23 protein-coding genes are annotated in these 26,984 nt (G+C 71.6%); 19 read left to right on the top strand and 4 right to left on the bottom strand.

Annotated features, from left to right (window positions below):
• Positions 1-40: 40 nt before the first annotated feature.
• The 14 genes from ACFUPX_RS33470 (at position 41) to ACFUPX_RS33535 (ending at position 16,408) form a co-directional block, all read left to right on the top strand.
• Entirely contained in the window at positions 41-2,029 is a 1,989-nt protein-coding gene (locus tag ACFUPX_RS33470; protein WP_383331374.1) for a hypothetical protein, read from the top strand.
• Positions 2,030-2,118: 89 nt separating this feature from the next.
• Positions 2,119-2,793, top strand: coding sequence for an alpha/beta fold hydrolase (locus ACFUPX_RS33475; RefSeq protein WP_383331377.1), 675 nt, complete (start codon positions 2,119-2,121; stop codon positions 2,791-2,793).
• Between the two features lie 75 nt (positions 2,794-2,868).
• Entirely contained in the window at positions 2,869-4,155 is a 1,287-nt protein-coding gene (locus ACFUPX_RS33480) for an NAD(P)/FAD-dependent oxidoreductase (RefSeq protein WP_383331380.1), read from the top strand.
• Positions 4,152-4,895: a DUF1365 domain-containing protein gene (locus ACFUPX_RS33485; RefSeq protein WP_383331383.1), complete on the top strand. Its 744-nt coding sequence runs from the start codon at positions 4,152-4,154 to the stop codon at positions 4,893-4,895. Before ACFUPX_RS33480 ends, ACFUPX_RS33485 begins: the two co-directional genes overlap by 4 nt.
• A 35-nt stretch (positions 4,896-4,930) precedes the next feature.
• Positions 4,931-6,178, top strand: coding sequence for a class I SAM-dependent methyltransferase (locus ACFUPX_RS33490; protein WP_383331469.1), 1,248 nt, complete (start codon positions 4,931-4,933; stop codon positions 6,176-6,178).
• Positions 6,179-6,216: 38 nt separating this feature from the next.
• Entirely contained in the window at positions 6,217-7,464 is a 1,248-nt protein-coding gene (locus ACFUPX_RS33495) for a class I SAM-dependent methyltransferase (protein ID WP_383331472.1), read from the top strand.
• Positions 7,461-8,276 carry a DUF1295 domain-containing protein gene (locus ACFUPX_RS33500; protein WP_383331386.1) on the top strand — a complete coding sequence of 272 codons (816 nt, stop codon included), beginning with the start codon at positions 7,461-7,463 and terminating at the stop codon, positions 8,274-8,276. The genes ACFUPX_RS33495 and ACFUPX_RS33500 overlap by 4 nt, the downstream gene beginning before the upstream one ends.
• A 215-nt stretch (positions 8,277-8,491) precedes the next feature.
• Complete coding sequence (locus ACFUPX_RS33505) at positions 8,492-9,244, top strand: ANTAR domain-containing protein (protein ID WP_383331389.1); 753 nt, start codon at positions 8,492-8,494, stop codon at positions 9,242-9,244.
• Between the two features lie 197 nt (positions 9,245-9,441).
• Complete coding sequence (locus ACFUPX_RS33510) at positions 9,442-10,212, top strand: GntR family transcriptional regulator (RefSeq protein ID WP_383331392.1); 771 nt, start codon at positions 9,442-9,444, stop codon at positions 10,210-10,212.
• Between the two features lie 60 nt (positions 10,213-10,272).
• Positions 10,273-10,500 carry a ferredoxin family protein gene (locus ACFUPX_RS33515; RefSeq protein ID WP_190086068.1) on the top strand — a complete coding sequence of 76 codons (228 nt, stop codon included), beginning with the start codon at positions 10,273-10,275 and terminating at the stop codon, positions 10,498-10,500.
• Between the two features lie 44 nt (positions 10,501-10,544).
• Positions 10,545-11,894, top strand: coding sequence for an ABC transporter substrate-binding protein (locus tag ACFUPX_RS33520; protein WP_383331396.1), 1,350 nt, complete (start codon positions 10,545-10,547; stop codon positions 11,892-11,894).
• The gene (locus ACFUPX_RS33525; protein WP_383331399.1) at positions 11,891-12,868 is read left to right on the top strand and encodes an ABC transporter permease; all 978 of its coding nucleotides are present in this window, start codon (positions 11,891-11,893) and stop codon (positions 12,866-12,868) included. The genes ACFUPX_RS33520 and ACFUPX_RS33525 overlap by 4 nt, the downstream gene beginning before the upstream one ends.
• A gap of 3 nt (positions 12,869-12,871) precedes the next feature.
• Entirely contained in the window at positions 12,872-13,696 is an 825-nt protein-coding gene (locus ACFUPX_RS33530) for an ABC transporter ATP-binding protein (RefSeq protein ID WP_383331402.1), read from the top strand.
• 12 nt (positions 13,697-13,708) lie between these two features.
• A complete protein-coding gene (locus tag ACFUPX_RS33535) occupies positions 13,709-16,408 on the top strand; it encodes a fumarate reductase/succinate dehydrogenase flavoprotein subunit (RefSeq protein ID WP_383331405.1) in 2,700 nt (899 codons plus the stop codon).
• A gap of 57 nt (positions 16,409-16,465) precedes the next feature.
• On the opposite strand, the gene ACFUPX_RS33540 is transcribed toward ACFUPX_RS33535, so the two are convergent.
• A complete protein-coding gene (locus tag ACFUPX_RS33540; protein ID WP_383331407.1) occupies positions 16,466-18,550 on the bottom strand; it encodes a glycoside hydrolase in 2,085 nt (694 codons plus the stop codon).
• A 72-nt stretch (positions 18,551-18,622) separates the two neighbouring features.
• Positions 18,623-19,276 carry a hypothetical protein gene (locus ACFUPX_RS33545; protein WP_383331410.1) on the bottom strand — a complete coding sequence of 218 codons (654 nt, stop codon included), beginning with the start codon at positions 19,274-19,276 and terminating at the stop codon, positions 18,623-18,625.
• Positions 19,277-19,499: 223 nt separating this feature from the next.
• Here ACFUPX_RS33545 and ACFUPX_RS33550 point away from each other — a divergent pair, with 223 nt between their 5' ends.
• Entirely contained in the window at positions 19,500-20,231 is a 732-nt protein-coding gene (locus ACFUPX_RS33550) for a MerR family transcriptional regulator (RefSeq protein ID WP_383331413.1), read from the top strand.
• Between the two features lie 21 nt (positions 20,232-20,252).
• Here the strand turns inward: ACFUPX_RS33550 and ACFUPX_RS33555 are convergent, their stop codons facing one another.
• Positions 20,253-21,317, bottom strand: coding sequence for an aldo/keto reductase (locus ACFUPX_RS33555; RefSeq protein WP_383331416.1), 1,065 nt, complete (start codon positions 21,315-21,317; stop codon positions 20,253-20,255).
• Positions 21,318-21,434: 117 nt separating this feature from the next.
• Here ACFUPX_RS33555 and ACFUPX_RS33560 point away from each other — a divergent pair, with 117 nt between their 5' ends.
• The 3 genes from ACFUPX_RS33560 to ACFUPX_RS33570 all read left to right on the top strand — a co-directional run bounded on the left by ACFUPX_RS33560 (position 21,435) and on the right by ACFUPX_RS33570 (position 24,775).
• Complete coding sequence (locus tag ACFUPX_RS33560) at positions 21,435-22,301, top strand: helix-turn-helix domain-containing protein (RefSeq protein ID WP_383331419.1); 867 nt, start codon at positions 21,435-21,437, stop codon at positions 22,299-22,301.
• A 215-nt stretch (positions 22,302-22,516) separates the two neighbouring features.
• A complete protein-coding gene (locus ACFUPX_RS33565) occupies positions 22,517-23,893 on the top strand; it encodes a rhodanese-like domain-containing protein (RefSeq protein ID WP_383331422.1) in 1,377 nt (458 codons plus the stop codon).
• Positions 23,894-24,025: 132 nt separating this feature from the next.
• Positions 24,026-24,775 carry a sulfite exporter TauE/SafE family protein gene (locus ACFUPX_RS33570; protein WP_383331425.1) on the top strand — a complete coding sequence of 250 codons (750 nt, stop codon included), beginning with the start codon at positions 24,026-24,028 and terminating at the stop codon, positions 24,773-24,775.
• Here ACFUPX_RS33570 and ACFUPX_RS33575 read toward each other — a convergent pair.
• A complete protein-coding gene (locus ACFUPX_RS33575; RefSeq protein WP_383331475.1) occupies positions 24,750-25,526 on the bottom strand; it encodes an AraC family transcriptional regulator in 777 nt (258 codons plus the stop codon). The genes ACFUPX_RS33570 and ACFUPX_RS33575 overlap by 26 nt on opposite strands.
• A gap of 147 nt (positions 25,527-25,673) precedes the next feature.
• Here ACFUPX_RS33575 and ACFUPX_RS33580 point away from each other — a divergent pair, with 147 nt between their 5' ends.
• Positions 25,674-26,936, top strand: coding sequence for a CynX/NimT family MFS transporter (locus ACFUPX_RS33580; protein WP_383331428.1), 1,263 nt, complete (start codon positions 25,674-25,676; stop codon positions 26,934-26,936).
• Positions 26,937-26,984: the final 48 nt, after the last annotated feature.

Below are 26,984 nucleotides of genomic sequence, written 5' to 3' on the forward strand. Positions count from 1 at the left end.
AGGACGCAACGTCGTCAGCCTTTGGAAGGCTTCTTGATCGATGAGCACATCGCAGCGACGGTCGGCCACGAAACCCGGGCAGGTGGCCCTTGACCAGGCCGAAGCCGTCATCGTCGACCAGTACACCCGGCTCGTACGCCTCGCCTATCTCACCCTCCCCCACACGCTCGGCAGGCATCGGCGGGTCCTCGTCGCCCACGCGCTGGTACAGCGCGCACTGCCCGGATTCCGCGTCGGGCGGATCGCGTCCCGCGCGCCCGAACCCCGCGTCCCCGAACAGCGCAGGGGCATATCCGACCCCGCGGTGGCGATCGTGCGGGCGCGCGTCCTGCGCTCGGCGCTGGCCCACGACCGCCGCCCGCGCGGCTGGCCGGGCTTCCTCCCGCCTCCCCGCACCCTGCGCCCCACGCTCCCGGTGGTCTGGGGGCTGCGGCTGTTCCCCCGCGCGGGCAGCGGCGAGGAGGTCGCGCTGGGACAGATCCTCTCCGAGGTCCCCGCCCCCGCCCGAGCGGCTTTCGTGCTGCTCCAGTTGGAGGGGCTGCCGCGCTCCGAGGTCGTCGAGCTGCTCGGCGCCGCCGGTGTGCCTCGTCCCAAGCAAGTGCTGCGCGCCGCCTGCAACGTGCAGGAGAGCGCGGGCAAGGCGACCGAAACGCTCCTGCGGTCACGGGAGTTCGACGCCTGCTCCGTACAGACCCGCCCGACCGATCTGCTGCGCCGCAGGCGTCGTCACCAGCTCGCGTGGCTCACCGCGGGGATCGTCGCCCTCTGCTGTGCGGTGCTGCTGACCGGCGTCGGGGACACCACGGCGGGCAACACCTCCCGCACCGCGGGAACCCGCCCCACGATCAGCCCCGCCGAGTTGCTCCGCACCTCCCGCGACACCTGGGCCGACACCTCGCGGGTGGACTTCACGGCGTGGCCCGCCCGCGGTGCGCGCACCGACGACGACGCGCTGCTCACCCGCGCGCTCAGCGCCTGGACCGATCCGCGGCCCGGCACCCGGGTCGGCGTGGCCAAGGCCACCACTTCCGAACCACCGCCCAGGAACACCCAGTTGCTGTACGCGGGCGTCGTCGGCCAGGAGGCGGTCGTGCTGTTCCACGACGGCCGGCGCGTGGTCCGCTACGGCGAACCGCTCGACCCGTCGGGCGACCCGTCCCTGGACATCTCCCGTTCCGACGAGGCGGACGTGACCACGGCGGCCGCGCTCGTCGTCAGCCGCAAGGCGGGCAAGGCCCGCTATCTGACCGCCCCCTGGATCGCCGAGGCGCAGACGCGCGACCTGCTGGCCCCCAACTCCCCCGGCCGCCCGCTCGACGTGTCGGACGAGGGCGTCACCGACGCGGTCAGCGAGCCGCCCGGCAAGGGGGCGTGCGACAGTCTGCCGGTGCTGCAGCTGCGCTCCTCCAGCAAGATCGTGGAGAAGCACGCCTTCCTCGTGGCCGACCTGGGCGCCCTGACTCCCGTGCACCTGAGCTACACCCCCCTGCCCGGCACCGGAGCCCCGCCCCGCCAGCCCCGCGAGGCCACCAGCAGTACGGCACTGCAGAGCTGGGCCCACACCGCGTGCCAGCTCCCCGGGCTGCGGCAGAGCGGCGTGCGGGCCGTCAACCAGTGGGACTACGCCGAGCAGGACCTGCCCGAGCAAGGCGGCAGCGCGGTCTGGTCCTGCACCCGTGCCTCCACCTGGCGCGGCCCCGGCGACGTACTCGTGCAGTTCCGTACGTCCGCGGCGTCCGCCACCGCACCGGCGAAGGTGGTCGGACAGGCACGCTCGACCGCTGCCTGCAGCCGCTTCGGCCAGCACGTCGTGGCCAGCGCCCCCTGGACGGCGGGCTCCGGGCGCCACTACCTCCTCGCGGCGGGCAGCCGCGAGGTGGAAGGGATCGATGTGACCGGCGACGTCAAGACGACCGAGCGAGGGCGCACACTTGCCGTCAAGGCTCCCCGGAGCCCCGACGTGAAGGTGCGGGCACGCCTGAGGGACGGTGAGCGTCTGGACGAGGTGGGCTCGCGCCCCGTGCGCTAGACCCATCCGACCACCGGGGCGGCTCCGAATAGGTCACGTCGGCCACGTCCACCACGTCGGCCGGTCACCGACATGCCGAGGAGTCCCCCGTGCCCTTCCACGATGACCACCGCCCGGCGCTCGTGCTGAGCGGCCAGGTCGAGAAGCCGGCGGCCGCCGTGCTCCTGCTGCACGGCGGCCGGGAGCACGGGACCGCCGCGCCCCCGCCGTGGAATCTGCCGGGCGCGCGGCTGCGGCTCTTCGAGGGGGCGATCCGGCGGTCCACGCGGGAAGGCTCGGTGCTGCTCGGGCGGGTGCGCTACCGCTGCCGCGGCTGGAACGGAGAGCGCCAGGACGCGGCGCAGGACGCCCGCCGGGCCCTGCGCGAGCTGGAACTGCTCGCCGGTGACGTGCCGACCGTCCTGGTCGGGCACTCGATGGGGGCCCGCGCCGCGCTGCGGGCCGCCGGGGACCCGCTGGTGCGCGCGGTCGTCGGCCTCGCGCCCTGGTGCCCCGCCGGGGAGCCGGTGGCGCACCTGCGCGGCCGGCGCGTGGTGCTCCTGCACGGCGACCAGGACCGTACGACCGATCCGAGATCCTCCCTGGACTTCGCGGCGCGGGCCAATGCCGCGGGCGCCGAGGCGGCCACCGTCCTGATGTACGGCAGCTCCCACGCCATGCTCCGACGGGCCGGCGCGTGGCACGACCTGACCGGCAGGACGGTGGCCGGGCTGCTGGGCCTTGGCGGGCTCCCTCCGCTGATCGCCGACCAGTTCTCCCCGTGACCAAGCCGCGGCACGTCCCGCTCCGAATCATCTTCAGAGCACGTCCGGCAGGCCCGGACGAGGAGATGGGACGGCATGAGAGAACAGCGACGGCGTACCGCGGTGGTGGGATCCGGGGTGGCGGGGCTCACCGCCGCCCACATCCTGCGATCCGCACATGATGTGACCCTCTACGAGGCGGACGACCGGCTCGGGGGTCATGCGCACACCCACGACGTCACGGGACGCGACGGCCGGACACGCAGCGTGGACTCCGGCTTCATCGTGCACAACGACCGCACCTATCCGAACCTGCTCCGCCTGTTCCGGGAACTGGGCGTCACCTCGCGGCCCACGGAGATGAGCATGTCCGTGCGGTGCGAGGGCTGCGGCCTCGAATACGCGGGCGCGCGGGGCCCGCGCGGCCTGTTCGCCCAGCCGCGCAACGCGCTGCGCGGCCCCTACCTGCGGATGCTCGCCGAGATACCGCGCTTCCACCGCAGGGCGTCGGAGTCCCTCACACGGACCGCCGATGGCGTGGCGGAGGCGGACGCGGACAGCACGTTCGGTGCGTTCCTCACCCGGCACCGCTTCTCCCACTACTTCGTCCGGCATTTCGCGGTGCCGCTCGTCTCGGCGGTGTGGTCCTGCCCGCCCGGTACGGCCCTGCGCTATCCGGCCCGCTATCTGTTCCGGTTCCTGGACCACCACGGGATGCTCACGGTGAGCGGATCTCCGGCCTGGCGCACCGTGGCGGGCGGATCACGGGAGTACGTGGAGCGGATCGGCAAGCAGCTCCAGGCCGTGCGCACCCGCGCGCCGGTGCGGTCCCTGCGGAGGGGCGACGGCCACGTCACCCTCACCACCGAGGACGGCTCGACCGATGCGTACGACTCCGTGGTCGTCGCGGTCCATCCCGACCAGGCGCTGCGGCTGCTGGCGGACGCGTCCACGGCGGAACGCGAGATCCTGGGAGCCTTCCGGTACTCCCGCAATCCCGCCCTCCTGCACACCGACACCACGGTCCTTCCGCACAGCCGCGCCGCGCGCGCCTCGTGGAACTATCTGCTGCCTTCGTGCGGCGCCACGACCGACCACGTCCGGGTCAGCTACGACATGAGCCGTCTGCAGCGACTCGACGCCCCCGAGACGTACGTGGTGACCCTGGGCGGCAAGAGCATCGTCAGCCCCGACCGGGTGCTGGCCGAGATGGCGTACGAACACCCCGTCTACACCCCGGAGTCGCTCGCCGCGCAAGGACGGCTCGCCTCCCTGAACGGACCCGTCACCGCTTTCGCCGGCGCCTACCACGGCTGGGGATTCCACGAGGACGGCTGCCGCTCGGGGGTCGAGGCGGCCCTGGCGATGGGGGTGCGCTGGTGAACGCCTCCCCCGGATCCGCGCCGGCGCTGTATCCGAGCGTCATCACCCACGTCCGCACCAGTCCACGCCAGTACAAGCTCACCCACCGCACCTACCTGTGGCTGATCGACCTGGACGAGCCGCCCCGGCTCCCCTTCGCGCTGCGCCCGCTGGCCCGCTTCGACGGACGCGACCACTTCGACGCGGCGGCCACGGACATCAGGACGGGCCTTGAGGCCTTCCTCGCCGGCCGCGGCATCACGCTGGACGGCGGCCGCGTGCTGATGCTCGCCCATGCGCGGGTCCTCGGATACGTCTTCAACCCGCTGTCCCTGTACTGGTGTCACGGCCCCGGCGGTGAACTGCGCTGTGTGGTGGCCGAGGTGCACAACACCTACGGCGAGCGGCACTGCTACCTCCTGGGCCCCGACGCCGCGGACCACGCGGACGTGCCCAAGGAGTTCTACGTCTCGCCGTTCTTCCCCGTCGAGGGCGAGTACCGGATGCGGCTTCCCGCGCCGGACGAGCGCCTCGCCATCACCTTGCACTTCGACCTGGGCGGCCACCGGAAGTTCACGGCGACCGTGCGCGGCGAGCGCCGCCTCGCCACCACCGGAGTGCTCCTGCGGGCGGCCGTGCGCCACCCCTGGTCCACGGTGGCCGTCGCGGCGTCCATCCGGCGCCACGGCATCGCGCTGTGGCTACGAGGCCTGCCCGTACAGAACCGACCCCGTCACCGTCCCCAGGAGGGCATGAAGTGAGTACGTCCGTATCCGGCGCATCCGGTGTGTCCGGCATGTCCCGTCCGCGGGGCGCCGTGATCGACGCCGACCGGTGGCCCGACGTCGTGGCCGTCCCGCCCTGCTCCGCCGCCCGGCGGACGGCGGGCCGGTTCGTCGTGCGGCACGCGCTGGACCGCCTGCCGCTCCAGGTGACGATGGGCGCCGGTGAACGCCTGGGCACGGGCGGCCCGTTGCTGGAGATACACGACCCCGACAGCTTCCTGCGGCGTGTCGCGGCGCACGGGCTCGTCGGCTTCGGCGAGTCGTACATGGCGCACGAGTGGGACGCGCGGGACCTGGTCGGGGTGCTCACCGTGCTCGCCGAGAACACGGCCACGCTGGTGCCGCCGTCGCTGCAACGGCTGCGTTCTCTCTGGGCCCCCAGGCAGCCGGCCGAGCAGCGCAACACCCCCAGTGGCGCGCAGGCCAACATCCAGCACCACTACGACCTGTCGAACGATCTGTTCGCGCTGTTCCTCGACGGGTCGCTGAGTTACTCCGCCGCCCTGTTCGACCATCTGCCCGCGGCCTGGCCCGATCTGGAGGCGGGCCAGCACCGCAAGATCGACCGCATGCTCGACCTGTGCGGCGTGGGGCACGGTACGCGGCTGCTGGAGATCGGTACGGGCTGGGGCGCCCTGGCCATCCGTGCGGCGGCCCGGGGCGCGGACGTCCACTCGGTCACCCTCTCCGCCGAGCAGCGCGACCTCGCCCGGGAACGGGTGCGGGCCGCGGGCCACCAGGACCGGGTGCGGGTCGAGCTGTGCGACTACCGCCAGGTGCGCGGGAGATACGACGCCATCGCGAGCGTGGAGATGATCGAGGCGGTCGGGGCGGAGTACTGGCCCACGTTCTTCCGCACGCTGGACTCCCTGCTTGCGCCGGGCGGCTCGGTGGCGCTCCAGGCGATCACCATGCCGCACGACCGGATGCTCGCCAGCCGGAACACCTTCACCTGGGTGCAGAAGTACATCTTCCCCGGCGGCCAATTGCCGTCCGCCGACGCCATCGAGGAGACCGCACGCGCCCACACCGGCCTCCGGGTCACCGCGTGCGAGGGATTCGGCGCGCACTACGCGCAGACGCTGGAGCTGTGGCGCGAGCGCTTCGCCCAACAGGACGACTCCGTGGGCGACTTGGGTTTCGACGCCACGTTCCGTCGCATGTGGGACTTCTACCTGGCCTACTCCGAGGCGGGCTTCCGGTCCGGCTACCTCGACGTGCACCAGATCCAGCTGACCGGACAGGGAGCAGGACAGTGACCTCGATCGCGGAACGTCTGGGCGGACTTCTCACCGACATGCTGGGCGGGCCCGTGCCGCTGCGGCTGCGCGCCTGGGACGGCAGCGAGTGCGGGCCGCCGGGCACCCCCGTGGTGATCGTCCGCTCCCGCCGGGCGCTGCGCCGCCTGCTGTGGCAGCCGGGTGAACTCGGCCTGGCCGAGGCGTACATCACCGGGGAGGTCGACATCGAGGGCGACCTCGCCGACGGACTGCGGACCATGTGGGCCGGGGCCAGGGAGCAGCGGCTCGCGCCGGTCAGGCCCGGCGTGGGGCAGTTGGCGTCCGCCATGGCGACGGCGGCAAGGCTCGGCGCCGTGGGCCCGCCCCCGAAGGCGCCCGCGGGGCGTGCGCGGCTGCGGGGCGTACGGCACAGCACCGCCCGGGACCGTGCCGCCATCAGCCACCACTACGACGTCTCGCACCGCTTCTACGAGAAGCTGCTCGACCCCTCGATGGCGTACTCCTGCGGCTACTGGGAGAGCGACGATCCGCGGTACGGCCTGGCGCGGGCCCAGCGCGCCAAGCTGGAACTGATCTGCCGGAAGCTGGGGCTGGCCCCCGGCTCGCGGCTGCTCGACGTCGGCTGCGGCTGGGGGGCGTTCGCCCTCTACGCGGCGCAGGAGTACAAGGCGCAGGTCACGGCCGTGACGCTCTCCCGCGAGCAGCGGGACTTCGTCCGGGCGCGGGTGCGCGAGCTGGGCCTGGGCGATCAGGTCGACGTACAGCTTCGGCACTACCGCGCCATCGAGAGCGGGCAGTACGAGGCCATCAGTGTGATCGAGATGGGCGAGCACGTCGGGGACGCGGAGTACCCGGGGTTCGCGGCCCAACTGCACGGTCTGCTGCGGCCGCAGGGCCGGATACTCGTCCAGCAGATGTCCCGCGGGTCCACGGCCCCGGGCGGCGGCGCCTTCATCGAGTCGTACATCGCGCCGGACATGCACATGCGTCCCCTGGGCGAGACGGTCGGCCTGTGGGAGGGGGCGGGCTTCGAGGTGCGTTCGGCCGAGGCGCTGCGCGAGCACTACGTGCGCACGGTCGACGCCTGGCGTGCCACGTTGGAGGAGCACTGGGAGGAGTTCGTCTCGCTGGTCGGGGTGGAGGCGGCCAGGACCTGGCGGCTGTATCTGGTGGGCGGCTCGCTCGCGTTCGAGGAGGGGCGCATGGGCGTCGACCAGATTCTCGCCGTCCGCACCAGTGATCTGGGCTGGTCGGGGATGCCCGCCACGACGCCCGGCCCGTACCGCGGGGACGGCGCGTCGTGAACGGCTTCGCCTGGGGCGCGTTCGGCGTCAATCTGGCCTTCGCGGCGCTCACCGCCCTCGCCGTACTCCTGGTCACCTTCGCGTGCGCGCTGCGCCGCGGGATGCACCGCGTCGTGGACATCGCCTGGGGGATCGCCTTCGCCGCCGTCGCCCTGGTGACGTACGCCGTCTCGTCCGGGCACGGCGACGAGGGCCGACGGCTTCTCGTGACGGCTCTGACGGTGGTGTGGGGGCTGCGGCTCGCGGGGCACATCGCCTGGCGCGCGCGAGGACACGGCGAGGATCCGCGCTACGAGCGGCTGCTGTCGAAGGCTCCGGGCAGCAAGGACGCGTACGCCCTGCGCATGGTCTATCTGCTGCAAGGGGGTCTGGTCTGGCTGGTGTCCCTGCCCGTGCAGGCCGCCGCGTACATCACCGGGCCGGTGGGTGCGCTCGCCGCCGTCGGAGTGCTCCTGTGGCTGGTCGGCCTGGTCTTCGAGGGCGTCGGGGACTACCAACTCGCCCGGTTCAAGGCGGACCCGGCCAACAAGGGACGCCTCATGGACCGCGGTCTGTGGTCCTGGACGCGCCATCCGAACTATTTCGGCGACTTCTGCGTCTGGTGGGGCCTGTTCCTCATCACGTGCGAGGCGCCCGTGGCGGCCGCCGCCACGATCGTCGGCCCGCTGGTGATGACGTATCTGCTGACGCGGGGCAGCGGCAAGGCCCTTCTCGAACGGCATATGGCGGAACGGCCCGGTTACGCCGCCTACCGCAGGCGCACCAGTGGATTCTTTCCGAGGCCGCCACGGGCGCCGGAAAGTCCGCGATGAGGAGAGCGGGTGGAGAGGAGAGGAAGTCGACCGGGATTTGATTCCCGTTTCAACAGGGCGGAAGAGGGTCGTCCCGCGTCTGATATGCGGCGGCGGATCGCGGTAGCGTGGAGTGGATTCCGTGAATTCCTCAGCCGGAGCATGAACTCGACTCTGCGGCCGGCCTTCTCATCGCCTTGGTGTGGACGGTGTGCCACACGGAAGGGAGAGGTGGCATGACCGCCATGTCCGAGAAGCAGCAGGAGCAGCGGCCGGCGTCCGCGTTCGTGGCTCTCGCCGCCCCACTGGTGCGGGATGTGAGCGTGCCCGATCTCCTGCACACGCTGACCCAACACTGCGTGAGCCTGCTCGACGTGTCGGCGGCCGGGGTCCTGCTGGACATTCCGCACGGCCAGGGCGGCGTGGACGTCGTGGCATCCGACGAGTACACCCGCGCGCTGGAGCTGTTCGGCCTCGAATGGGACGAGGGCCCGTGCCGGGATTGCTGCCGCTCCCCCGCGCACATCACCGAGGCCCGGCTGGACGCCGATGACGCCTGTCCGCGGTGGCCCCGGTACACCCCGCGCGCCCTGCTGCTCGGCTTCACCTCGGTGGCGACGGTCCCGCTGTGCCGCCAGGGCACGGTGGTCGGCGCCCTGAGCCTCCTCCACGACCGGCCGGAGCCACTGGACGCCGGCCAGCTGCGGCTGGCCCAGGCGCTGGCGGACACCGCCACCATGTGCGTGATCCAGCAGCGGGTGATGCAGGGGCAGAAGTCGCAGATCGCGCGGCTCCAGGGAACGCTGGAATCGCGGATCGTCATCGAGCAGGCCAAGGGGTTCCTCTCCAAATCCCGCGGGTGCAGTGCCGACCAGGCGTTCATCCGCATGCGGACGTACGCACGCAACCGACAGCTCAACCTCGCCGACGTGGCCCGCCAGGTGCTGACCGGCGACGTCGCGCACACCCTCCTCGATCCCGAACGCTGAACCGCCCGGTCCTGAACGCTGCACCGCCCTGTCCTGCGGCACATGAGTCTCAGCGGCGGCGCAAAAAGCGCCGCCCCCTGGCAGATCTTCCCGTCAGCTTTGCGAACACGCAGGTCAGAGGCGGTAGGCGCGGTGCGTTGAGTGGCGCAACACTTCGGCAACACCACGGGCCGGGACACGTCGGTATGGTCCCTCGCATGCCAGCCGAACGTATCCGCGAGCACACCGTGCCGGTCGCCGCCGCACGACGGCGCCGGCTGCGCGCGGACCAGGCGCGGCAGCTCGCCGACCTGTTGCGCCACCAGGTACGCACCGGGGGCTTTCCCAGCGGTGTGCTGCCGCTGGAGGGCGCCATCGGCAGCGATTACCACGTCTCTCGGAACACCGTCCGGCAGGCGCTCGATCTGCTCCGTACGGAAGGGCTGGTCGAACGGCAGCCCGGGGTCGGCACCGTCGTGGTCTCCGAGAAGTATCCGCACGGCCTGAACCGGCTCCAGGGCCTGGCCGAGACCCTGCTCGAACACGGCGACGTCACCAACGAAGTCCGTACGGTCGGTCCCGTCCCCGCGCCCGCGCCCGTAGCCCGGCGGCTCGGCCTCGTGGAGCACACCGACGTGCTCTACATCGAGCGGCTGCGGCGGCTGAACGGCCTGCCGCTCTCCCTCGACCTCACTTACATCCCGATGGACGTCGGCGCCGGTCTCATCGGCTGCGACCTGGAGAACACCGATGTGTTCCGGCTCCTTGAAACCCTGACCGGGCAGCCGCTCGGCACGGCCGAGATCACCCTGGAGGCCGTCAACGCCGACGCGCACTCCGCCGCCGTACTGGAGGCGCCGCGCGGCGCCGCCGTACTCATGCTCGAACGCCTCACCGCGCTGTCCGACGGGCGCCCCGTGGACCTGGAGTTCATCCGCTTCCGCGGCGACCGCATCACCATGAGCGGGCTGCTCCACCGCGCGCTCTGACCCCGACGGCCGGTCCCACGGTCTTCTTTTCCCTCACCCACCTCTTTCCGGGAGACAGCCATGCCTCTGGCACCCCAGCGCGCCGACGTGCCCGTGACCATCGACGAGTCGAAGTGCATCGACGGCTGCACTCTCTGTGTCGACATGTGCCCGCTCGACTCGCTCGCGATCAACCCGGAGAGCGGCAAGGCCTTCATGCACGTCGACGAGTGCTGGTACTGCGGCCCGTGCGCGGCCCGCTGCCCCACGGACGCGGTCACGGTCAACATGCCCTACCTGCTCCGGTGAAACCGCCGAAGAACACCGGCGAAGGTCGAGAGGTCTCCACTCCCATGAAACGCACGGCACTCACCACGGCACTGGCCGCCCTGCTGGTCCTCCCCCTGGCGGGCTGTGGCGGGGCGAGCGCGGACGACCCCGGTACCGTCACCGTCACCATCGGCTACCAGTCCAAGACCATCAACACCGTCACCGCGGGCACGCTGCTGCGGTCCCTCGGCTACTTCGAGCGGGAGCTCGCCGCGCGCGGCAAGCGTGAGGGCGTCACGTACAAGGTGAAGTGGCAGGACTACGCCACCGGTGCGCCGATCACCGCGCAGATGACCGCGGGGAAGACCGACATCGGTTCGATGGGCGACTTCCCTCTGTTGATCAACGCCGCCCGCGGCACCCAGCTGAACCGGCCGACGAAGCTCGTCTCCGTCACCGGCTACAACCTCCGCGGCGGCCTCAACACCATTGTCACCGGCACCGGTTCGAAGCTCTCCTCGCTGGGGGACCTGCGCGGCAAGAAGGTCTCGACGAGCGTCGGTTCGGCCGCCGACGGCACGCTGGTACGGGCGCTTCGACGGGCGGACATCGACCCCGAGGACGACATACGCAAGCTCAACCAGCAGCCCGCGGTCGGCGCGTCGGCGCTCCAGGCGGGCGGCGCGGACGCGCTCTCGCAGTTCGTGGCGTGGCCCGGCCTGCTGGCCTTCCAGGGCAGGGCCCGCGCGCTGTACGACGGCGCGGAACTGAACCTGCCGACCTTCCACGGGGTCACTGCACGGGAGGACTTCGCGAAGAAGCGGCCGGGCGTCCTCGAGGACTTTCTGCGCGCCCAGGCCAAAGCGACGGACTACCTCAACGAGCATCCGGTCGCTGCCGCCGAGTCGGTGGCCGAGGCCACCGGCCTTCCGCCCGAGGTCGTCTACCTCTACAACGGGGCGCACGGCATCGCCACCTTCGACACCACGGTCAAACCCGCCCTGGTGGCCGCGTTGAAGAAGGACGTGCCCGTGCTGAAGTCGGCGAAGCTGGTGGGCGACGTCGACGTGGAGGGTTTCGTCGACGAGCGGTACGTGAAGAAGGCGTACGGCGATGGATACGCGGCGGCGCGGAGGGCAGTGCCCAAGGCGCCGCGCAGCGAACTCTGGCTGAAGGGCGAGCAGCGGACCCGGTCCTTCGCCACCCCGGCCCAGATGCTGCGCCAGGCAGCCGCCCAGCAGGGCAAGGTGCGTGCCGCGTACGTCCCCGACGCCGGCACCGGGACGCCCTGGTTCGCCGACAAGGCCGTGTGGGTGGCCGACGGCACGAAGCTGCTGCCCTTCGTCACACCCTCCGCCGCCGACGCCTACGCCTCCGGGCACCCGGGCGCGCGCACCATCTCGTACAACCAGGCCCTGAAGAAGGCATCATGACGAACCGTCACGTCCGTCACCTTCTGCGCGTCCTGTCCCTCGTCGCGGCGCTCGGCCTGTGGCAGCTCCTGACCGCGCTCGACGTCAATCTGTGGCTGCGCTTCGAGCAGTTCCCCACGGTCGTCGACGTGGCGCGGGAGTTCGGGCAGCGCGTCGGCAGCGACGCCTACTGGCAGGACCTCACCGACAGCCTCAGCCGCATCGTCACCGGCTTCGCGCTCGCGGCGGTCGCGGGGGTGGCCGTCGGCACGGCCATCGCCCGCTCGCGCCTGGCCGCCGATCTGCTGGGGCCCGTGCTCGAAGTGCTGCGGCCCATACCGGCGATCGCCCTGGTGCCGGTGGCGATCCTGCTCTTCCCCAGCAATGAGCAGGGCATCGTCTTCATCACCTTCACCGCGGCGTTCTTCCCCGTCATGGTCTCCACCCGGCACGCGGTGCGCGCGCTGACCCCGGTCTGGGAGGAGGCGGTCCTCACGATGGGCGGCGGCCGGTGGCGGGTGCTGGGTTCGGTGGTTCTGCCGGGGGCCCTGCCCGGCATACTCGGCGGGCTCTCCGTGGGCATCGGCGTCTCGTGGATCTGCGTGATCTCGGCGGAGATGATCTCCGGAGAGTACGGCGTGGGCTACCGCACCTGGCAGGACTACACGGTGGTCGACTACCCCGGCGTCCTCGTCGGCATGGTGACGATCGGCGCACTCGGGTGGATGACGTCCACGGCGGTGGAGGTCCTCGGCCGCCGTGTGACGCGGTGGCTGCCCCGGACGGAGTTCCGCGTCGAGGCAGCACCGGCGCCGCGCCTCGGGCCCCGCGGCTCCACAGCTGCCGGGGCGGCCGAAGTGACTGGCGATGCTCACGAGACCGAGGCGGCTGACACGGCTGGCGCGACTGGCGCGACTGGCGCGACCGAGGCGACCGACACGGGCAGGCGCCGGGTGTCCGTGCGTACGCCGGACCGCGTTCACAAGGAGGCGTGACCCATGACGACATCCCCCGAGACCGCCCCCGAGACCGCCCTCGATCACGCCCCTGTCCTGGCCCCGCCTCGTGGCACGCGGCTCACCTTGCGTGACGCGTCGATCGGGCGGCAGGGAGCAGCCGTACTCGACGGGCTCACCCTGGACATCGCGCCCGGCGAGATCCTCACCGTCGTCGGCCCCTCCGGCTGCGGGAAGTCCACCCTCCTGCGCACGCTCGCCGGGCTGCTGCCTCCCCTCGGCGGGGAGGTCACCCAGGACGGTGAGCCCATCACCGCGCCGCACGCCGAGCGGGCCCTGATCTTCCAGGACGACGCACTGCTGCCCTGGCGCACCCTCCGCGCGAACGTCGAACTCCCCCTGGCCATCAAGGGGTTGAGACGAGCCGAGCGTCGCGCTCAGGCCGATGACTGGCTGGAGCGCGTCGGCCTGGGCGGGCACGGTGCCACGCTGCCGCACCGCGTCTCGGGCGGGCAGCGGCAGCGTGTCCAACTCGCCCGCGCCCTCGCGGGCCAGCCCCGAGCCGTCCTGATGGACGAGCCGTTCGGTGCGCTGGACGCGCAGACCCGGGCCGGAATGCAGCAACTGCTCGCCGATGTGCTGCGTGGCACGGGCGCGACCGTCGTCTTCGTCACCCACGACGTGGACGAGGCGCTCTTCCTCGGCGACCGCGTCGCCCTCCTCGGCACAGGTCCAGCGCCCGGCGCACTACGCGCACCTCGCACACCCGCCGTACTGGAGGTGCCGCATCCACGCGACCGCGCCTCCCACGGCGATCCCGCCACCGTCGAGCTGCGCCGCACCGTTCTGACGTCCCTCGGTACTTGAGAGGCCCCTTCCATGCAGATCCCCGCAATCACCGACGCCCAGGAGCTCTCCTGCGACGTCCTCGTCATCGGCGGCGGCACGGCCGGCACGATGGCGGCGCTCACCGCGGCCGAGCAGGGCAGGAACGTCCTCCTCCTGGAGAAGGCCCACGTCCGCCACTCCGGTGCCCTCGCCATGGGCATGGACGGCGTCAACAACGCCGTCATCCCCGGCCGTGCCGAACCCGACGACTACGTGGCCGAGATCACCCGCGCCAACGACGGCATCGTCGATCAGTCCACCGTCCGCCAGACGGCGACCCGCGGCTTCGCGATGGTGCAGCGCCTGGAGTCCTACGGCGTGAAGTTCGAGAAGGACGAACACGGCGAGTACGCGGTGCGCCAGGTGCACCGCTCCGGTTCGTACGTGCTGCCCATGCCCGAGGGCAAGGACGTCAAGAAGGTCCTCTACCGGCAGTTGCGGCGCCGCGAGATGCGCGAGCGCATCCGCATCGAGAACCGCGTGATGCCGGTGCGCGTACTCACGGCGGACGGAAGGGCCGTCGGCGCGGCCGGATTCAACACGCGGACGGGCGAGTTCGTGACCGTACGCGCCGGCGCCGTGATCCTCGCGACCGGCCCGTGCGGTCGCCTGGGCCTGCCCGCGAGCGGCTACCTCTACGGCACCTACGAGAACCCCACCAACGCGGGTGACGGCTACGCCATGGCCTACCACGCCGGCGCCGCGCTCACCGGCATCGAGTGCTTCCAGATCAACCCGCTGATGAAGGACTACAACGGCCCTGCCTGCGCCTATGTCGCCAATCCCTTCGGCGGCTACCAGGTCAACCGGCACGGCGAGCGCTTCGTCGACTCCGACTACTGGTCGGGGCAGATGATGTCGGAGTTCGCTGCCGAACTCGCCTCCGACCGCGGCCCGGTGTACCTCAAGCTCAGCCATCTCCCGGAAGAGTCCATCAGCGCGCTGGAAACCATCCTGCACTCCACCGAGCGCCCCACGCGGGGCACCTTCCACGCGAACCGCGGGCACGACTACCGCACCCACGACGTCGAGATGCACATCTCCGAGATCGGCCTGTGCGGGGGCCACTCGGCGTCGGGCGTCCGCGTGGACGACCACGCCCGCACCACCGTGCCCGGTCTGTACGCCGCCGGGGACCTGGCATCCGTACCGCACAACTACATGATCGGGGCGTTCGTCTTCGGTGATCTGGCGGGCGCGGACGCCTCGCAATTCACTGCATACGAGGGCGAGTTGCCTTCCGAGCAGGTGCGGGACGCCCACGAGCTGATCTACCGCCCGCTGCGCAACCCGGAAGGGCCGCCGCAACCGCAGGTCGAGTACAAGCTGCGCCGTTTCGTGAACGACTACGTGGCCCCGCCCAAGACGGGCGCCCGGCTCTCCCTGGCCGTGGACCACTTCGAGCGGATGCGCGGCGAGATCGACGCGATGGGCGCGCAGACCCCGCACGAGCTGATGCGCTGCGCCGAGGTGCACTTCATCCGGGACTGCGCGGAGATGGCGGCCCGCTCTTCGCTGGCCCGCACGGAGTCCCGCTGGGGTCTCTACCACGAGCGTACGGATCACCCGAAGCGCGACGACGACGGCTGGCTGCACCATCTGGATCTGCACAAGTCCCCTGCCGGAGCAATGGAGTTCACGGCGCGTCCGGTGGAGCCGTACCTGGTCCCTGTCGAGGAGTTCACGCCGGGCGGCGGCGCGTCACGTCACCTGGGCGAGGTGCACCCGGAGCAGGTGGCCACGGCGGGACAGCGAAGCCAGCCTCCCCTGGGCTCAAGCACCAGCACTCCACCCACCACACCAACACCCCACGAGGCGCCCGCAACCGCCCACTCGCCACGCATACTGGAATTGCTCGCCCTCAGCGAGACCGCCCCCGAACTCCCCCACCTGCGCCCCTTCTTGAGCGACCCGGACCCCGCCGTCCGCCGCGCGGCCGTGGCCGCGCTCACCGAGACCGTTCCCACCGGGACGGGCCAGGCGCTCGCCGAGACGCTCGCGGACACCGATCCGGGTGTGCGCGGCGCCGCGGCGGCGTCCCTGCGCGAACTGGTCGAAGTCCTGCCCCGGGACCCGGACTTGGCCCAGGGCCTGCTCACTGCACTCGGCCACGAGGACGCCGTGGTCAGGGCGACCGCGCTCGACGTCCTGCGCGCCCTGCGCCTCGGCGAGGCCACCGCCTACGCCCGCGCGCTGGCCGATCCGGACATCGAGGTCCGCATCGCTTCGGTACGCGCCCTGGTCTCGGTCGGCGCACTGGACGCCGTGGCCCGCGCCCGCGTCGACCCGGCCCGCGAGGTGCGGGTCACGGTGGCGTGCGGCCTGGACACACCGCAGGCGCTGGCCCCCCTGCTCGACGACGCGGACATCCTGGTCCGCGCGGCCGCCTTCACCGCACTGGCGTCCGTGGGCTGCCCCACCCCGTACGACATCACGGCGGTGGCCGCGCTGGCCGCCCCGGCCTGGCAGGTCCGCACGGGCGCGGCAGCGGCCCTGGGCGCGGCCGACCCCCGTCACGCGATACCGGCCCTGTCCAAGGCACTCGACGACCCCAACGCGGACGTCCGCAAGGCCGCGGTCCTGGCCCTCCTTTGCCACACGGCGAACGAGAACGCCCGCGCTGCGCTGGCCACAGCGGTCCTGGACCCGGACGCGGACGTCCGCGCGTACGCCGCTCGGGCGGCCGGATGAGTTGCTCCCCGTGTCTCGTCCTGCTCGGCCGGACGATCCTCCACTGAGCGAGCGCCGTCAGCCCTTGGCCGGGCAGAGGCGGCGTGGCTTGGGGTCCGTCTTGAGCTTGGCGTCCACACAGCCGGCCGGCAGGCCCTGGTGGGCCTTCTTGCCGAAGTTGGCCGTCACGGTCAGGGTGCCGTCGCCGAAGACCGATCGCTGGACCGTGTGGTCCTTGGTCTGCCAGCCGAAGTCGGTCATCCGTTCCGTGCCCGCCGCCTTGTGCAGCGGGGCGAAGTACCGCTGCAGGTGGGCCATCTCCTTGCCCGCGGTCTCCAGATTCTGCTCGCCCAGGACGAAATTGAGCGGCGTGTTGTAGAGCACGGACATCAGGGCGCGGTCCCGCTTCTGCGCCGGGAACTTGCCGTAGGGCATCTCCCAGCGCTCGGTGCTGATGAGGGAGTCGTGCAGCGCGGTCTGGTACAGCGGCACGCGGTAGGCGGGGTCGTACATCGACTTCGCCAGCGGGTCCGGGAGCGTGGTGGGCTTGAAGAAGAACCCGGGAGCGTCGTCGGGATAGTAGGCGCCCCAGTCCTTCTCCTTCTGGTACGGCCACAGATTGTCGTTCACCGGCGTCTGCGAGCCGTGGGAGAAGGCGAGCGCCGGTGCCGACCAGGAGACGGCGGACTCCGACCCGAGCACGAAGCCGTCCTTGTCCGCGAGCGTGCGCATGCGTGCCATGCGGTTGGCCCGGTCCTGCTTCTTCGTCATCGGGTGGTTCTCGGAGAAGTCCGCGAAGAGCTCGCCCGCCGCGTCGACGTCGAGGAAGACGCTGTTGACGCCGTTCTTGGTCATGTTCTTGACGTGCCGGGCGAGATAGGACCGGGTGGGCTCGGACTTGGCGAACGCCTCCGAGCTGAGATAGCAGCCGCGGCCCCCGAACCCCGTCTTGATCTTGCCCTTCCAGTCGCGCACGCAGAAGTCGGGGTAGACCTTGCCCGGCCACTTCGCCACAGGGGTGTCGGCGGATTGGGGGTCCTGGCCGTTGGCGTAGGTGTCGTACGGGCCGACGAGGTAGCCCTGCTTCTTGGCTGTCGCCACGGCCTTCTTGCTCATGGGGCTGTCGTCGGCGTCATAGCCGAGCCACAGCCGGGTGTTGCCCTGCTCGCGCAGCCTTTCGACGGCCTTCGTCCCGCGGGCCCCGCCCCACAGATACGCGTGCTCGGCCCCGAGCAGCTTCCTGATCTCCGGGTTCTCCGCGATCTTCTGCTTGAGGGTGTGCGACTGGCCGTGCTGGCGCAGCCATCGGTGGTAGTCGCTGCCGGGTGCCACGGGGGAACCCGAGGTGAGCGCGAAGGTGACGGTGTAGCCGAGGGTCTTCTCCCGGCGGGAGAACGCGTGCTTGGCCGTCGCGCTCAACCGGCCGCCCGACGAGGCGAACGCGAGCGAACTGCCGATGCTATCCGGCACGAGGTAGCTGACGCCCTGCCCGCCGCCCGTGCTGTATCCCCACACCGGCAGGGTCAGGGAGCCGGTGTCCATTTCCGCCTCGGTGCCGGCCAGGCCCGCCGCCTTCGAATTCCAGAAGCGGTCCTTGGTCGGCACGGAGAGCCCTTCGCCCCGGGGCACCTGAAGCGAGGCGTTCGCGCCGTCGGCGCCCTTCCCCTTGCCGGTGACGGGCCAGGCGAGGGTGCCGTCCTTCTCGGCCTCGACCGTCATCCGCAGCCGCCCCGCCTCACTGACCGCGGTGACCTCCAAGCCCTTGGCGGCGTACGACCACCGGGCGCGGGAGCCGTCCACCCGCACCCGGCTCGGCTTGCCCAAGTCGTCGGCCGCCGCGCCGGAAACGGGGACGGCCCCACCGTCGCCGGTGCGCCCGCTCACCCGCAGCGTGGAGGTGTCGACGGTGGTTCTGCCACCGGCCACGTCGAAGGACACGGAACCGCCGCGCACCTTGGGGGCCGCGGCCTGCGGCGACTTGGCGTCGGCGTCCACGACGACGGCGTAGCCCGCCGACGCGGTGGTCCCGGTGACGACGAGCGCGACGGCTATCCCGAGACCGCGATTGCGTCTCCTGCGCACGACTCCCGCGGCGTCCCGGTGCCGTCCTTGGTCCGGGGATCCGTGGCTCTCCCCCTGCGGGGTGTTCTTGGGCTGGTCCATGATCGCGAGTATCCGAGGGGCGCTTAAGAGCTTTCTAAGAACCGGGTCCCGCGTCGGCAGGGGGTGTCTCCGTCATCCCGCTCCGCCGTCGAGCAGCCAGTTGTAGCGCAGCCGCAACGCCCTCTCGGTGCTGGCTGCGACCGTGGCGAGGCCGAGCGCGATGTTGCCCCACTTCGGGAGGCCGATGGGCGAGGTGAAACTCCCGGTGTGCCGGGCGATCTCCTCGGGCTTGGTGAGCTGTTCGGCGACCTGCGGGACGAGGACGGCCAGGGCGGCGACGAGGACGCACAGCGAGAGGAGGCCGATCGCGCGGCTCAGCGCGGGGCGCTCGCGTTCGAGGCGCCCGCGGCGGCCCTCCGCCGAGTGGGGGTCCGGGACGAGCTGGTACTCGGGGCCCCGGTCGGTGACGTAGTGGCAGCGCTTGACCCCGAAGGGGCTCATCCGCACCTCGACGGTGCCGCCCGGGACCGGCAGGGCGGCGGGGAGCCTGGACAGGGCGTGCTGCCTGCCGTCGCGGTACAGGTGGGCCTTGAGGTTCTCGGACGAGTGGCTCTGCCAGTGTCTGACGTCGACGGCGTAGACCGTGTGGCTGCCGTCGTCGCTCGTCAGGCGAAGATAGAACAGCGCACGGAAGGGCAGCTGCCACCAGCGGAAACGCTGCAGAGCTCGCCCGTCTCCCGGCTTCACCCGCTGCACGGCCCGACGCCGCCGCCACTCTTTGATCATGATGTCGCTCCCGTTGGTCGCGGCGGGACCGGGCCGCGCGTACCCGTGCCGTGTGTCATGGCTGTGGTCGCCGCCCATCGCACTCCGTGCCCCAGGGGCAGGGTCAAGCCCGTCTCGCCGGGGTGCGCGACCGGCGCGGTCGAGGGTTGACCGTGCCCCTGGGGCATGGTCTTGAATGGATCGTCTCGGGAACGACCGGAGCACCCCAGGAAAGGGCCCGCCGGTGGCATGGAGCACGAGTCAGCTGGCCGAACTCGCCGGTACGACGCTGAAAACCGTCCGGCATTATCACGAGATCGGCTTGCTGGAGGAGCCGGAACGAGCGGCCAACGGCTACAAGCGGTACGGCGTCAAGCACCTGGTCCGCCTGCTGGGCATCCGCAGGATGGTCGACATCGGTCTGCCGCTGTCGGACATCCCCTCGGTCGAGGCCGGCGACGAGGGGGCGGAGCAGATCCTGCGCGCCCTGGACGCAGAACTCGCGGCGACCATCGAACGCCAGCAGCGGATGCGCCGGGAACTGGCGGCGATCCTGGACGACCGGGCCTCGGTCGGCCTGCCCGCGGGCTTCGGCACGCTCGCCGACGACCTGCCGGCGGCGGAGCGGTCCCTCCTGCTGGCGTACTCCAGCTTCCTCACCCCCTCGGCGATGTCCGCGCTCCAGGAGCAGCTCGCGGCGCCTCGCGACGACGTCGCCGCACAGTTCGAAGCCCTTCCCGCGGACGCGCCCGAGGACGTGCGCCGCCGGCTCGCGCGACGCCTCGCGCCCGTGGTCCGCGAACAGCAGCGGAACCACCCCCTCCTGCGTGACCTGGAGGCCTCCTCCCGCCGGGGAGGGGCGATCACCCGGTCGGTCGTCGTGCACGCGTTGGTCGAGTTCTACAACGAGGCCCACCTCGACGTCCTGCAGCGGGTGCACGCCTTGCTCTCGGAGGACGACGCCGACGGAACGTGACGACCCCCGAGGGCGACAGGTTCAGCGACGGGCTTCGATCCTCATGTCGCCGCGGGTCATCTTGAGGGTCGTGTCGCGGGCGAGCGCGTCGTGCGGGAAGCCGAGGCCGATCGCGCTGGCCTCGTCCAGGCGGGCCAGCTGGGAGGCGGTGAAGTCGACCTCCAGGGCGCCCAGGTTGTCCTCCAACTGGGCTGCGGTGCGGGCGCCGATGATCGGCGCCGTCACTCCCGGGTTCCGCAGGGTCCAGGCGAGGCCGACCTGGGCGGGTGTGCGGCCCAGCTCCGTGGCGACCTCCTTCACGACGTCCACGATGGCGAGGTTGCGGTCGGTGAGCGCGCCACTGGCGATGGTGAGGCTCTTGCGGGTGCCGTCGTCGAGCGCGACGTCCTTCGCGGCCCTGTCGGCGCGGCCGTACTTGCCGGTGAGCACCCCGCCGGCCAGCGGCGACCACGGGAGCACGCCCAGCCCCATCTCGCGCGCCATGGGGATCAGGTCACGTTCCCCGGTGCGCTCGATCAGGTTGTACTCGATCTGCAGCGCGACAAGCGGTGACCAGCCGCGCAGGTCGGCGATGGCCTGCATGCGCGACACCTGCCAGGCGGGGGCGTTGGAGATCGCCACGTACAGGATCTTGCCCTGCCGGACCAGGTCGTCCAGGCCGCGCAGGATCTCCTCGACCGGCGTCGTGAAATCCCACAGGTGCAGGTAGAGCAGGTCGAGGTAGTCCGTGTTCAGCTGCCGCAGGCTGGCCTCCACCGAAGCGAACAGGCTCTTGCGGTGCGGCCCTCCGGAATTGGGGTCGCCGGGCCGGCGCAGCGTCGTGTACTTCGTCGCGAGGACCAGGCTTTCGCGGTGGTCGCGGGTGAATTCACCCAGCAGCCGCTCGGAGCTGCCGTTGGTGTAGGTGCTGGCGGTGTCGATGAAGTTGCCGCCTCGCTCGACGTAGAGGTCGTACAGCTTGCGCGACTCGTCCCGCTCGGCGCCCCAGCCCCACTCGGTGCCGAAGGTCGCCGCGCCCAGGGCCAGCGGTGAGACCCGCAGTCCGGAGCGGCCCAGCAGCCGGTAGGTGTCGAGGGTGAGAGACATCGTGTCCTCCTGTGCTTGTGATCCGTTGCCGAAGACAAGCCTGCGATCGCCGCGCACCAGGGGTAAGGGAAGGAAGTTCCTGGGAACGCCAGTCCTACCCTGGTTGTTGGATCAGGCATGACGACCCGCACCGTGGACACGATGACCCGCACCGCCGACACGACGGTCGACACGACGCGGGAGCTCGCCGCGTTCCTGCGCGCCCGGCGCGAACGGCTGGACCCGCACGATTTCGGGCTGCCGGCGCGCAGGCAGGCCCGGCGCACCCCGGGCCTGCGCCGCGAAGAGGTCGCCGAACTCGCCGGGGTCAGCACCGACTACGTCGTACGGCTGGAACAGGCCCGCGGGCTGCGGCCGTCGGCGGACGTGCTGGAGGCGCTGGCGCGGGCGCTGCGGCTGGCCCCCGATGAGCGGGCCTACCTCTTCGACCTGGCCCAGCAGCGCCCCCGTAACGACGACAAGCCCGCCACCACCCCCGCGGCGCCGTTGGCCCGCCTCGTCGCCGACCTCTCGCCGCTGCCGGCCATGCTGATGAACCACCGCTACGACATCCTGGCCTGGAACGGCGAAATGGCCCGGCTGCTGGTGGACTTCGAGACCCTTCCGCCGGCCCGGCGCAACGCGATGTGGCTGTGCCTGATGCATCCGCAGCTGCGTGAGGTCTATGCCGACCGCGAACGCGTCGTGCGGGAGGGGATCGCCCATCTGCGCGCCGCGTGGGCCGCGCATCCGGAGGACCGGGTACTGAGCGACCTCATCGCCGAATGCACCGCTCGTGACGAGGAGTTCGCGCGGTTGTGGGCCGAGCGGGACGTCAAGGTCAACGGCCGCGGGCACAAGGTGCTGCGGCATCCCGAAGCCGGGGTGATCGGCGTGCATTTCGAGGTGCTCGTGCCCCTTCAGAGTCCGGACCAGCGTCTGGTGATCTACCGCGCCGCGGACGACGAGAGCCAGGCGGCGCTGGACCGGTTGTGCGCCCGCTGACGCGGAACCGGCCAGGCGGCGCACGACCCCTCACCGACTTGCGGTAACGGCAAATATCTTTGCCACTCTTGCGGGCTTCCCACACAGTGTGCGTACCGGCTGCACGGGGCACTCGGACGTCTTCCGGGGAGCGCACCGTCCCCGGTCGAGAACGACGACGAGTACCGCGTGGCCCGTCACGTGCTCGACCGCTTCTTCAAGAAGGGACCGCAGTCATGTTCTTCGTCGACACCCTGGCGTTCGAGGGCCTGGGAAACCGCAGTTACCTGTCCGGCGGCGCACGCGCCGCGGTCGTCGTCGACCCGCCGCGCGACATCGACCAGGTGATCGCGGCCGCGGCGCGGCGCGAGGTGCGCATCGCGTACGTGGCGGAGACCCACGTCCACAACGACTACGTCACCGGGGGCCTGGAGCTCGCTCGCGTCACCGGCGCCGTCTACCTGGTGCCGTCGGCGGCTCAGGTGTCGTTCGCCCGCACCCCGGTCGCCGACGGCGACACGGTCGTGGTGGACGAGGAACTGGTGCTGCGTGCCGTCGCCACTCCCGGCCACACGCCCCACCACACCTCGTACGTCCTGGAGGAGAACGGCCGCGGCGTGACGGCGTTCACCGGTGGCTCCCTGCTGATCGGCACGGTGGGGCGCCCGGACCTGGTGGAGCCGCGGCTGACCGAGCGACTGGCACGGGCCCAGCACGCCTCCGCGCACCGGCTCGCCGACGAACTCGACGACGCGGTGCCGGTGCTCCCCACCCACGGCTTCGGCAGTTTCTGCGCCTCGTCCCAGGCCGAGGGGGACGCGACCACGATCGGCGACGAGCGCAGGACCAACGACGCGTTCACCCTCGACGTGGACGCCTTCGTCGCCCGGACGCTGGCGGGCCTGGCGGAAGTGCCCGCCTACTACACGCACATGGGCCCGATCAACGCCGCCGGACCCGCGCCCGTCGACCTCACCCCGCCCGCGCACGCCGACGCCGGGCAGATCGCCGAGCGGCTGGCGGCCGGCGAGTGGGTGGTGGACCTGCGCAACCGGGTCGCCTTCGCCGAGGGGCACGTGGCCGGGTCGTTCAACTTCGAGGGCGAGGGCAAGATCGCCACGTATCTCGCCTGGCTGATCCCCTGGGGCAAGCCCGTCACGCTGCTGGCCGAGACGGCCGGACAGATCGCCGACGCCCAGCGCGAACTGACCCGGGTGGGCATCGACCGTCCGGCCGCCGCCGCGACCGGTGGCCCGGCGAGCTGGCTGCGCGAGGGGGAACGTCCCGCGTCGTTCCCGCGCGCCACGTTCGCCGACCTCGCCGAGGCGCGTCGGCGCGGCGAGGGGGCGCTGGTGCTCGACGTGCGCCGCGATTCCGAACGCGCCGCCGGGCACATCGCGGGCTCGGTGCACGTCCCGGTCCACGAACTGCGCCTGCGGGTCGGTGAGATACCGGACGGCACGGTGTGGGTCCACTGCGCCGGAGGGATGCGGGCCGCGATCGCCGCCTCGCTCCTGGACGCCGCCGGACGGCAGGTCGTCGCGGTCGACGACGGCATCGACGCCGCGGGCGAGGCGGGCCTGCCCCTCACCACCCCTGCCGCCCGTTCCTGAACCACCACCGCGTACGCGAGCACGAAGGCCGCCCATGATGTCCCACCCCAACAGTGGTCACCCTCTCCCCGCCACTCCGCACCGCGCCGCACCGCCGGTGGACGCGATACCCGGGCAGGGCGGCCGAGCAGCGTGAGCACCCTCGTCCTGGCCCTGCTCGCGGGCGCCGTGGTGGGCCTGGCGCTCGGCGCTCTCGGTGGCGGGGGCAGTGTCCTCGCCGTGCCCGCGTTGATCTACCTGCTCGGCTTCACCCCGGCGGCGGCCACCACCGCGAGCCTGGTCATCGTCACCGCCACGTCGCTGACCGCGCTGTACGGCCACGCCCGTTCCGGAAACGTGCGGTGGAGAGCCGGAGCCGTGTTCGCCGCGGCCGGTCTGCTGCCCGCCGCGCTCGCCGGAGCCGCCGCGGGCGCTCTGCCGCAGGCCGCCCTCACCCTCGCTTTCGGCGCCGTCGCCGGCCTCGCCGCGCTCAGGATGCTGCGTCCCGCACCCCCGGCCCGTGCGGGAAGCGGCGCCGTGCGGCCCGTGCAGGTGGCGGGCACGGGGGCCGGTCTGGGCGCGCTGACCGGCCTGCTGGGAGTGGGGGGAGGCTTCCTCGCGGTCCCGGCACTGGTCACCGTGCTGGCGTTTGAGATGCAGGCCGCCATCGGTACCAGCCTGCTGGTCATCTCCACCAACTCGCTGGCTTCCCTGGCCACCCGAGGGGCCACCGTCGCAGGCCTCGACTGGTCGGCGATCGGCCCGTTCGCGGGGGCCGCGATCCTGGGCGCGTGGGACGGCAAACGCCTGGCCCTCAAGATGTCCGGCCCCCGGCTGCAGCGCTCTTTCGCGTACGTACTGCTGGCCGTGGCGGCGTTCATGCTTCTCGATGCCGTCCTTTGACCCATGTGTCGCCCCGAAGCGAGCGCTGGTACTGGCCGGGTGTCTGTCCGACGAGGGACGTGAACGCGTCGATGAAGGCGCTCGGATTGGCCCATCCGCAGGCGGTCGCCGTGTTGATCACCGAGACCTCGCCGGCGAGCAGCAGAAGCGCGTGATGGACGCGGAGTTGGGTGCGCCACTGGGGGAAACTCATTCCGGTCTCCTGCTGGAAGAGCCTGCTGAGCGTCCGCTCGCTGGCGCCGACGTGATGTCCGAGTCGGCCGAGCGTGAGAGGGCTCGACAGTCCTTCCTCCACGAGGGCGACAACGGCGCGGAGCCGGTCGTCGTGGGGCTCGGGGAGATGGAGCGGTTGTTCGGGCGCGGTGGTGATGTCGTCGATGATCACCCGGCGCAGACGTGAGCGCGCCCCCGCCGAACGGCGCTCGGATCCGGTCAGGGTCAAGGTGGCCTCTCGCGCGAGCGGCGTCATGACGAGCACCGCGGGACGCGCGGGCAGCAGTACCGCCAGGCTCGGCGCCATGAAGACGATGCGCATGTCGGTCTGGCCGTGGGCGCGGTGCTGATGCTCGAAGCCCGCCGGAATCCAGACGACCCGGTTCGACGGGGCGATCCAGGAACCCGTCGAGGTCGCGAGCGAGAGCACGCCGGTGGCCGGGTACACCAGATGCCCGCGCGCGTGCTTGTGCTCGGGAGTGCGCTCGTCGTGCCCGAGCAGGAAGACGTGTTCACGAAGGGCCTGTTCGAGCCGCATCGGCTCGTGATGGGCCTCGTGGCGGGTTTTGGGCATCTTTCGTCAGGTTATCAGTTGGCCGCCTCGGCCCCCTCGGATCAACTGAGGTCGACGCCCCAAGACGTCAAGGACTCCCCGGCCTGACGGGGATCGAAAGGACGACCACGCGTGACCACTCTCCTCCAAGAGCCGACGCCGCGAACACGGCCGGGCGGCGGCGCCCGCGGCAGACTCGGCACCGCCGTACTGGCGGTCGGCCTCCTCACGGCCGCGTTCAACCTGCGCATCGGTGTCGCCTCCGTCGGCCCGGTGCTCTCGGACATCCAGGCGGACCTCGGCCTCTCCGAGATCGTCGTCAGCCTCCTGACGACCATCCCGGTCGTCGCGTTCGGCGCCTTCGCGTTCGTCACCCCGGCACTGAGCCGCAGGCTTGGCCTGCACCGGCTCCTCGGAGCGACGATGCTCGCGCTCGCGACCGGCATCGCCCTGCGTCTCCAGCCGGGCCTCGCAGGCCTCTTCGTCGGCACCGTCGTCATCGGTGCGTCGATCGCGATCGCCAACGTCATCATGCCGACCGCGATCAAGCGGGACTTCTCTCACCACGTCGGCCTGATGATGGGCCTGTACGCGACCGCGCTCTCCGTCGGCGCCGCCGTCGCCGCGGGCGCCACGGTGCCGCTGCTCTCCCTGGTCGGGGGCGGCTGGCGACCCACGCTGGGGCTGTGGGCGATCCCCGCGCTGCTCGCCTTCCTCGTCCTCCTCCCGCAGCTGCGGCACACCCCCGTCCGCGACCCTCGGACCCATGACGTCGCCGACGCCCCGTCCCCTGCCGGTGAGCCCACCGTCCGCGCGCTGACGCGTGATCCGGTCGCCATCGCGGTGACCGCGCTCATGGGTCTCCAGAGCATGAGCTTCTACGCGGCCCTGACCTGGGTCCCCACCCTGTTCCAGGACGCGGGCATGAACGCGCACTCGGCCGGCTGGATGCTGTCGTACTCAGCCCTTCTCGGCATCGCCGCCTCACTGGTGACGCCCGCCCTCGCGAGACGGACCCGCCCGACGTGGCTTCCGGTCGCGGTCGCCGTCGCACTGACCGGTTCCGCCTTCGCCGGTCTGGCAGCGGCTCCCCTGTCGGCGGCGTACGTGTGGATGACCGTGCTCGGCCTCGGCCAGGGCGCTTCCCTCAGTCTGTCCCTCACGTACATCGTCTGGCGCTCACCCGATGCCAGGCACACCGGCCACGTCTCGATGATGGCCCAAGGATTCGGCTACCTCATGGCCGGGCTCGGCCCCATCGGCCTCGGTGCACTGCACACCGCGACGCGCAGCTGGAGCATCCCGCTCATGGCGCTGATCGGGCTGCTCGTCCTGCAGTTGTGGGCCGGTGTGCTCGCGAGCCGTGAACGCCACGTGCTCGGCGTCCACGGCTGAGAGGCGGCCGGGAGACGACGATGTCGCCTCCGCTCCCTGCCCTCCCCT

Source organism: Streptomyces sp. NPDC057302, assembly GCF_042667685.1.
Taxonomy (GTDB): domain Bacteria; phylum Actinomycetota; class Actinomycetes; order Streptomycetales; family Streptomycetaceae; genus Streptomyces.

What these genes read in the sequence shown, in the direction of transcription:
- ACFUPX_RS33490 (WP_383331469.1), top strand. Translation starts at nt 4,931, where the DNA reads ATGTCCCGTCCGCGGGGCGCCGTGATCGACGCCGACCGGTGGCCCGAC.
- ACFUPX_RS33520 (WP_383331396.1), top strand. Translation starts at nt 10,545, where the DNA reads ATGAAACGCACGGCACTCACCACGGCACTGGCCGCCCTGCTGGTCCTC.
- ACFUPX_RS33565 (WP_383331422.1), top strand. Translation starts at nt 22,517, where the DNA reads ATGTTCTTCGTCGACACCCTGGCGTTCGAGGGCCTGGGAAACCGCAGT.
- ACFUPX_RS33505 (WP_383331389.1), top strand. Translation starts at nt 8,492, where the DNA reads ATGACCGCCATGTCCGAGAAGCAGCAGGAGCAGCGGCCGGCGTCCGCG.
- ACFUPX_RS33535 (WP_383331405.1), top strand. Translation starts at nt 13,709, where the DNA reads ATGCAGATCCCCGCAATCACCGACGCCCAGGAGCTCTCCTGCGACGTC.
- ACFUPX_RS33510 (WP_383331392.1), top strand. Translation starts at nt 9,442, where the DNA reads ATGCCAGCCGAACGTATCCGCGAGCACACCGTGCCGGTCGCCGCCGCA.
- ACFUPX_RS33560 (WP_383331419.1), top strand. Translation starts at nt 21,435, where the DNA reads ATGACGACCCGCACCGTGGACACGATGACCCGCACCGCCGACACGACG.
- ACFUPX_RS33540 (WP_383331407.1), bottom strand. Translation starts at nt 18,550, where the DNA reads ATGGACCAGCCCAAGAACACCCCGCAGGGGGAGAGCCACGGATCCCCG.
- ACFUPX_RS33480 (WP_383331380.1), top strand. Translation starts at nt 2,869, where the DNA reads ATGAGAGAACAGCGACGGCGTACCGCGGTGGTGGGATCCGGGGTGGCG.
- ACFUPX_RS33515 (WP_190086068.1), top strand. Translation starts at nt 10,273, where the DNA reads ATGCCTCTGGCACCCCAGCGCGCCGACGTGCCCGTGACCATCGACGAG.
- ACFUPX_RS33545 (WP_383331410.1), bottom strand. Translation starts at nt 19,276, where the DNA reads ATGATCAAAGAGTGGCGGCGGCGTCGGGCCGTGCAGCGGGTGAAGCCG.
- ACFUPX_RS33470 (WP_383331374.1), top strand. Translation starts at nt 41, where the DNA reads ATGAGCACATCGCAGCGACGGTCGGCCACGAAACCCGGGCAGGTGGCC.
- ACFUPX_RS33525 (WP_383331399.1), top strand. Translation starts at nt 11,891, where the DNA reads ATGACGAACCGTCACGTCCGTCACCTTCTGCGCGTCCTGTCCCTCGTC.
- ACFUPX_RS33575 (WP_383331475.1), bottom strand. Translation starts at nt 25,526, where the DNA reads ATGCGGCTCGAACAGGCCCTTCGTGAACACGTCTTCCTGCTCGGGCAC.
- ACFUPX_RS33530 (WP_383331402.1), top strand. Translation starts at nt 12,872, where the DNA reads ATGACGACATCCCCCGAGACCGCCCCCGAGACCGCCCTCGATCACGCC.
- ACFUPX_RS33495 (WP_383331472.1), top strand. Translation starts at nt 6,217, where the DNA reads ATGCTGGGCGGGCCCGTGCCGCTGCGGCTGCGCGCCTGGGACGGCAGC.
- ACFUPX_RS33555 (WP_383331416.1), bottom strand. Translation starts at nt 21,317, where the DNA reads ATGTCTCTCACCCTCGACACCTACCGGCTGCTGGGCCGCTCCGGACTG.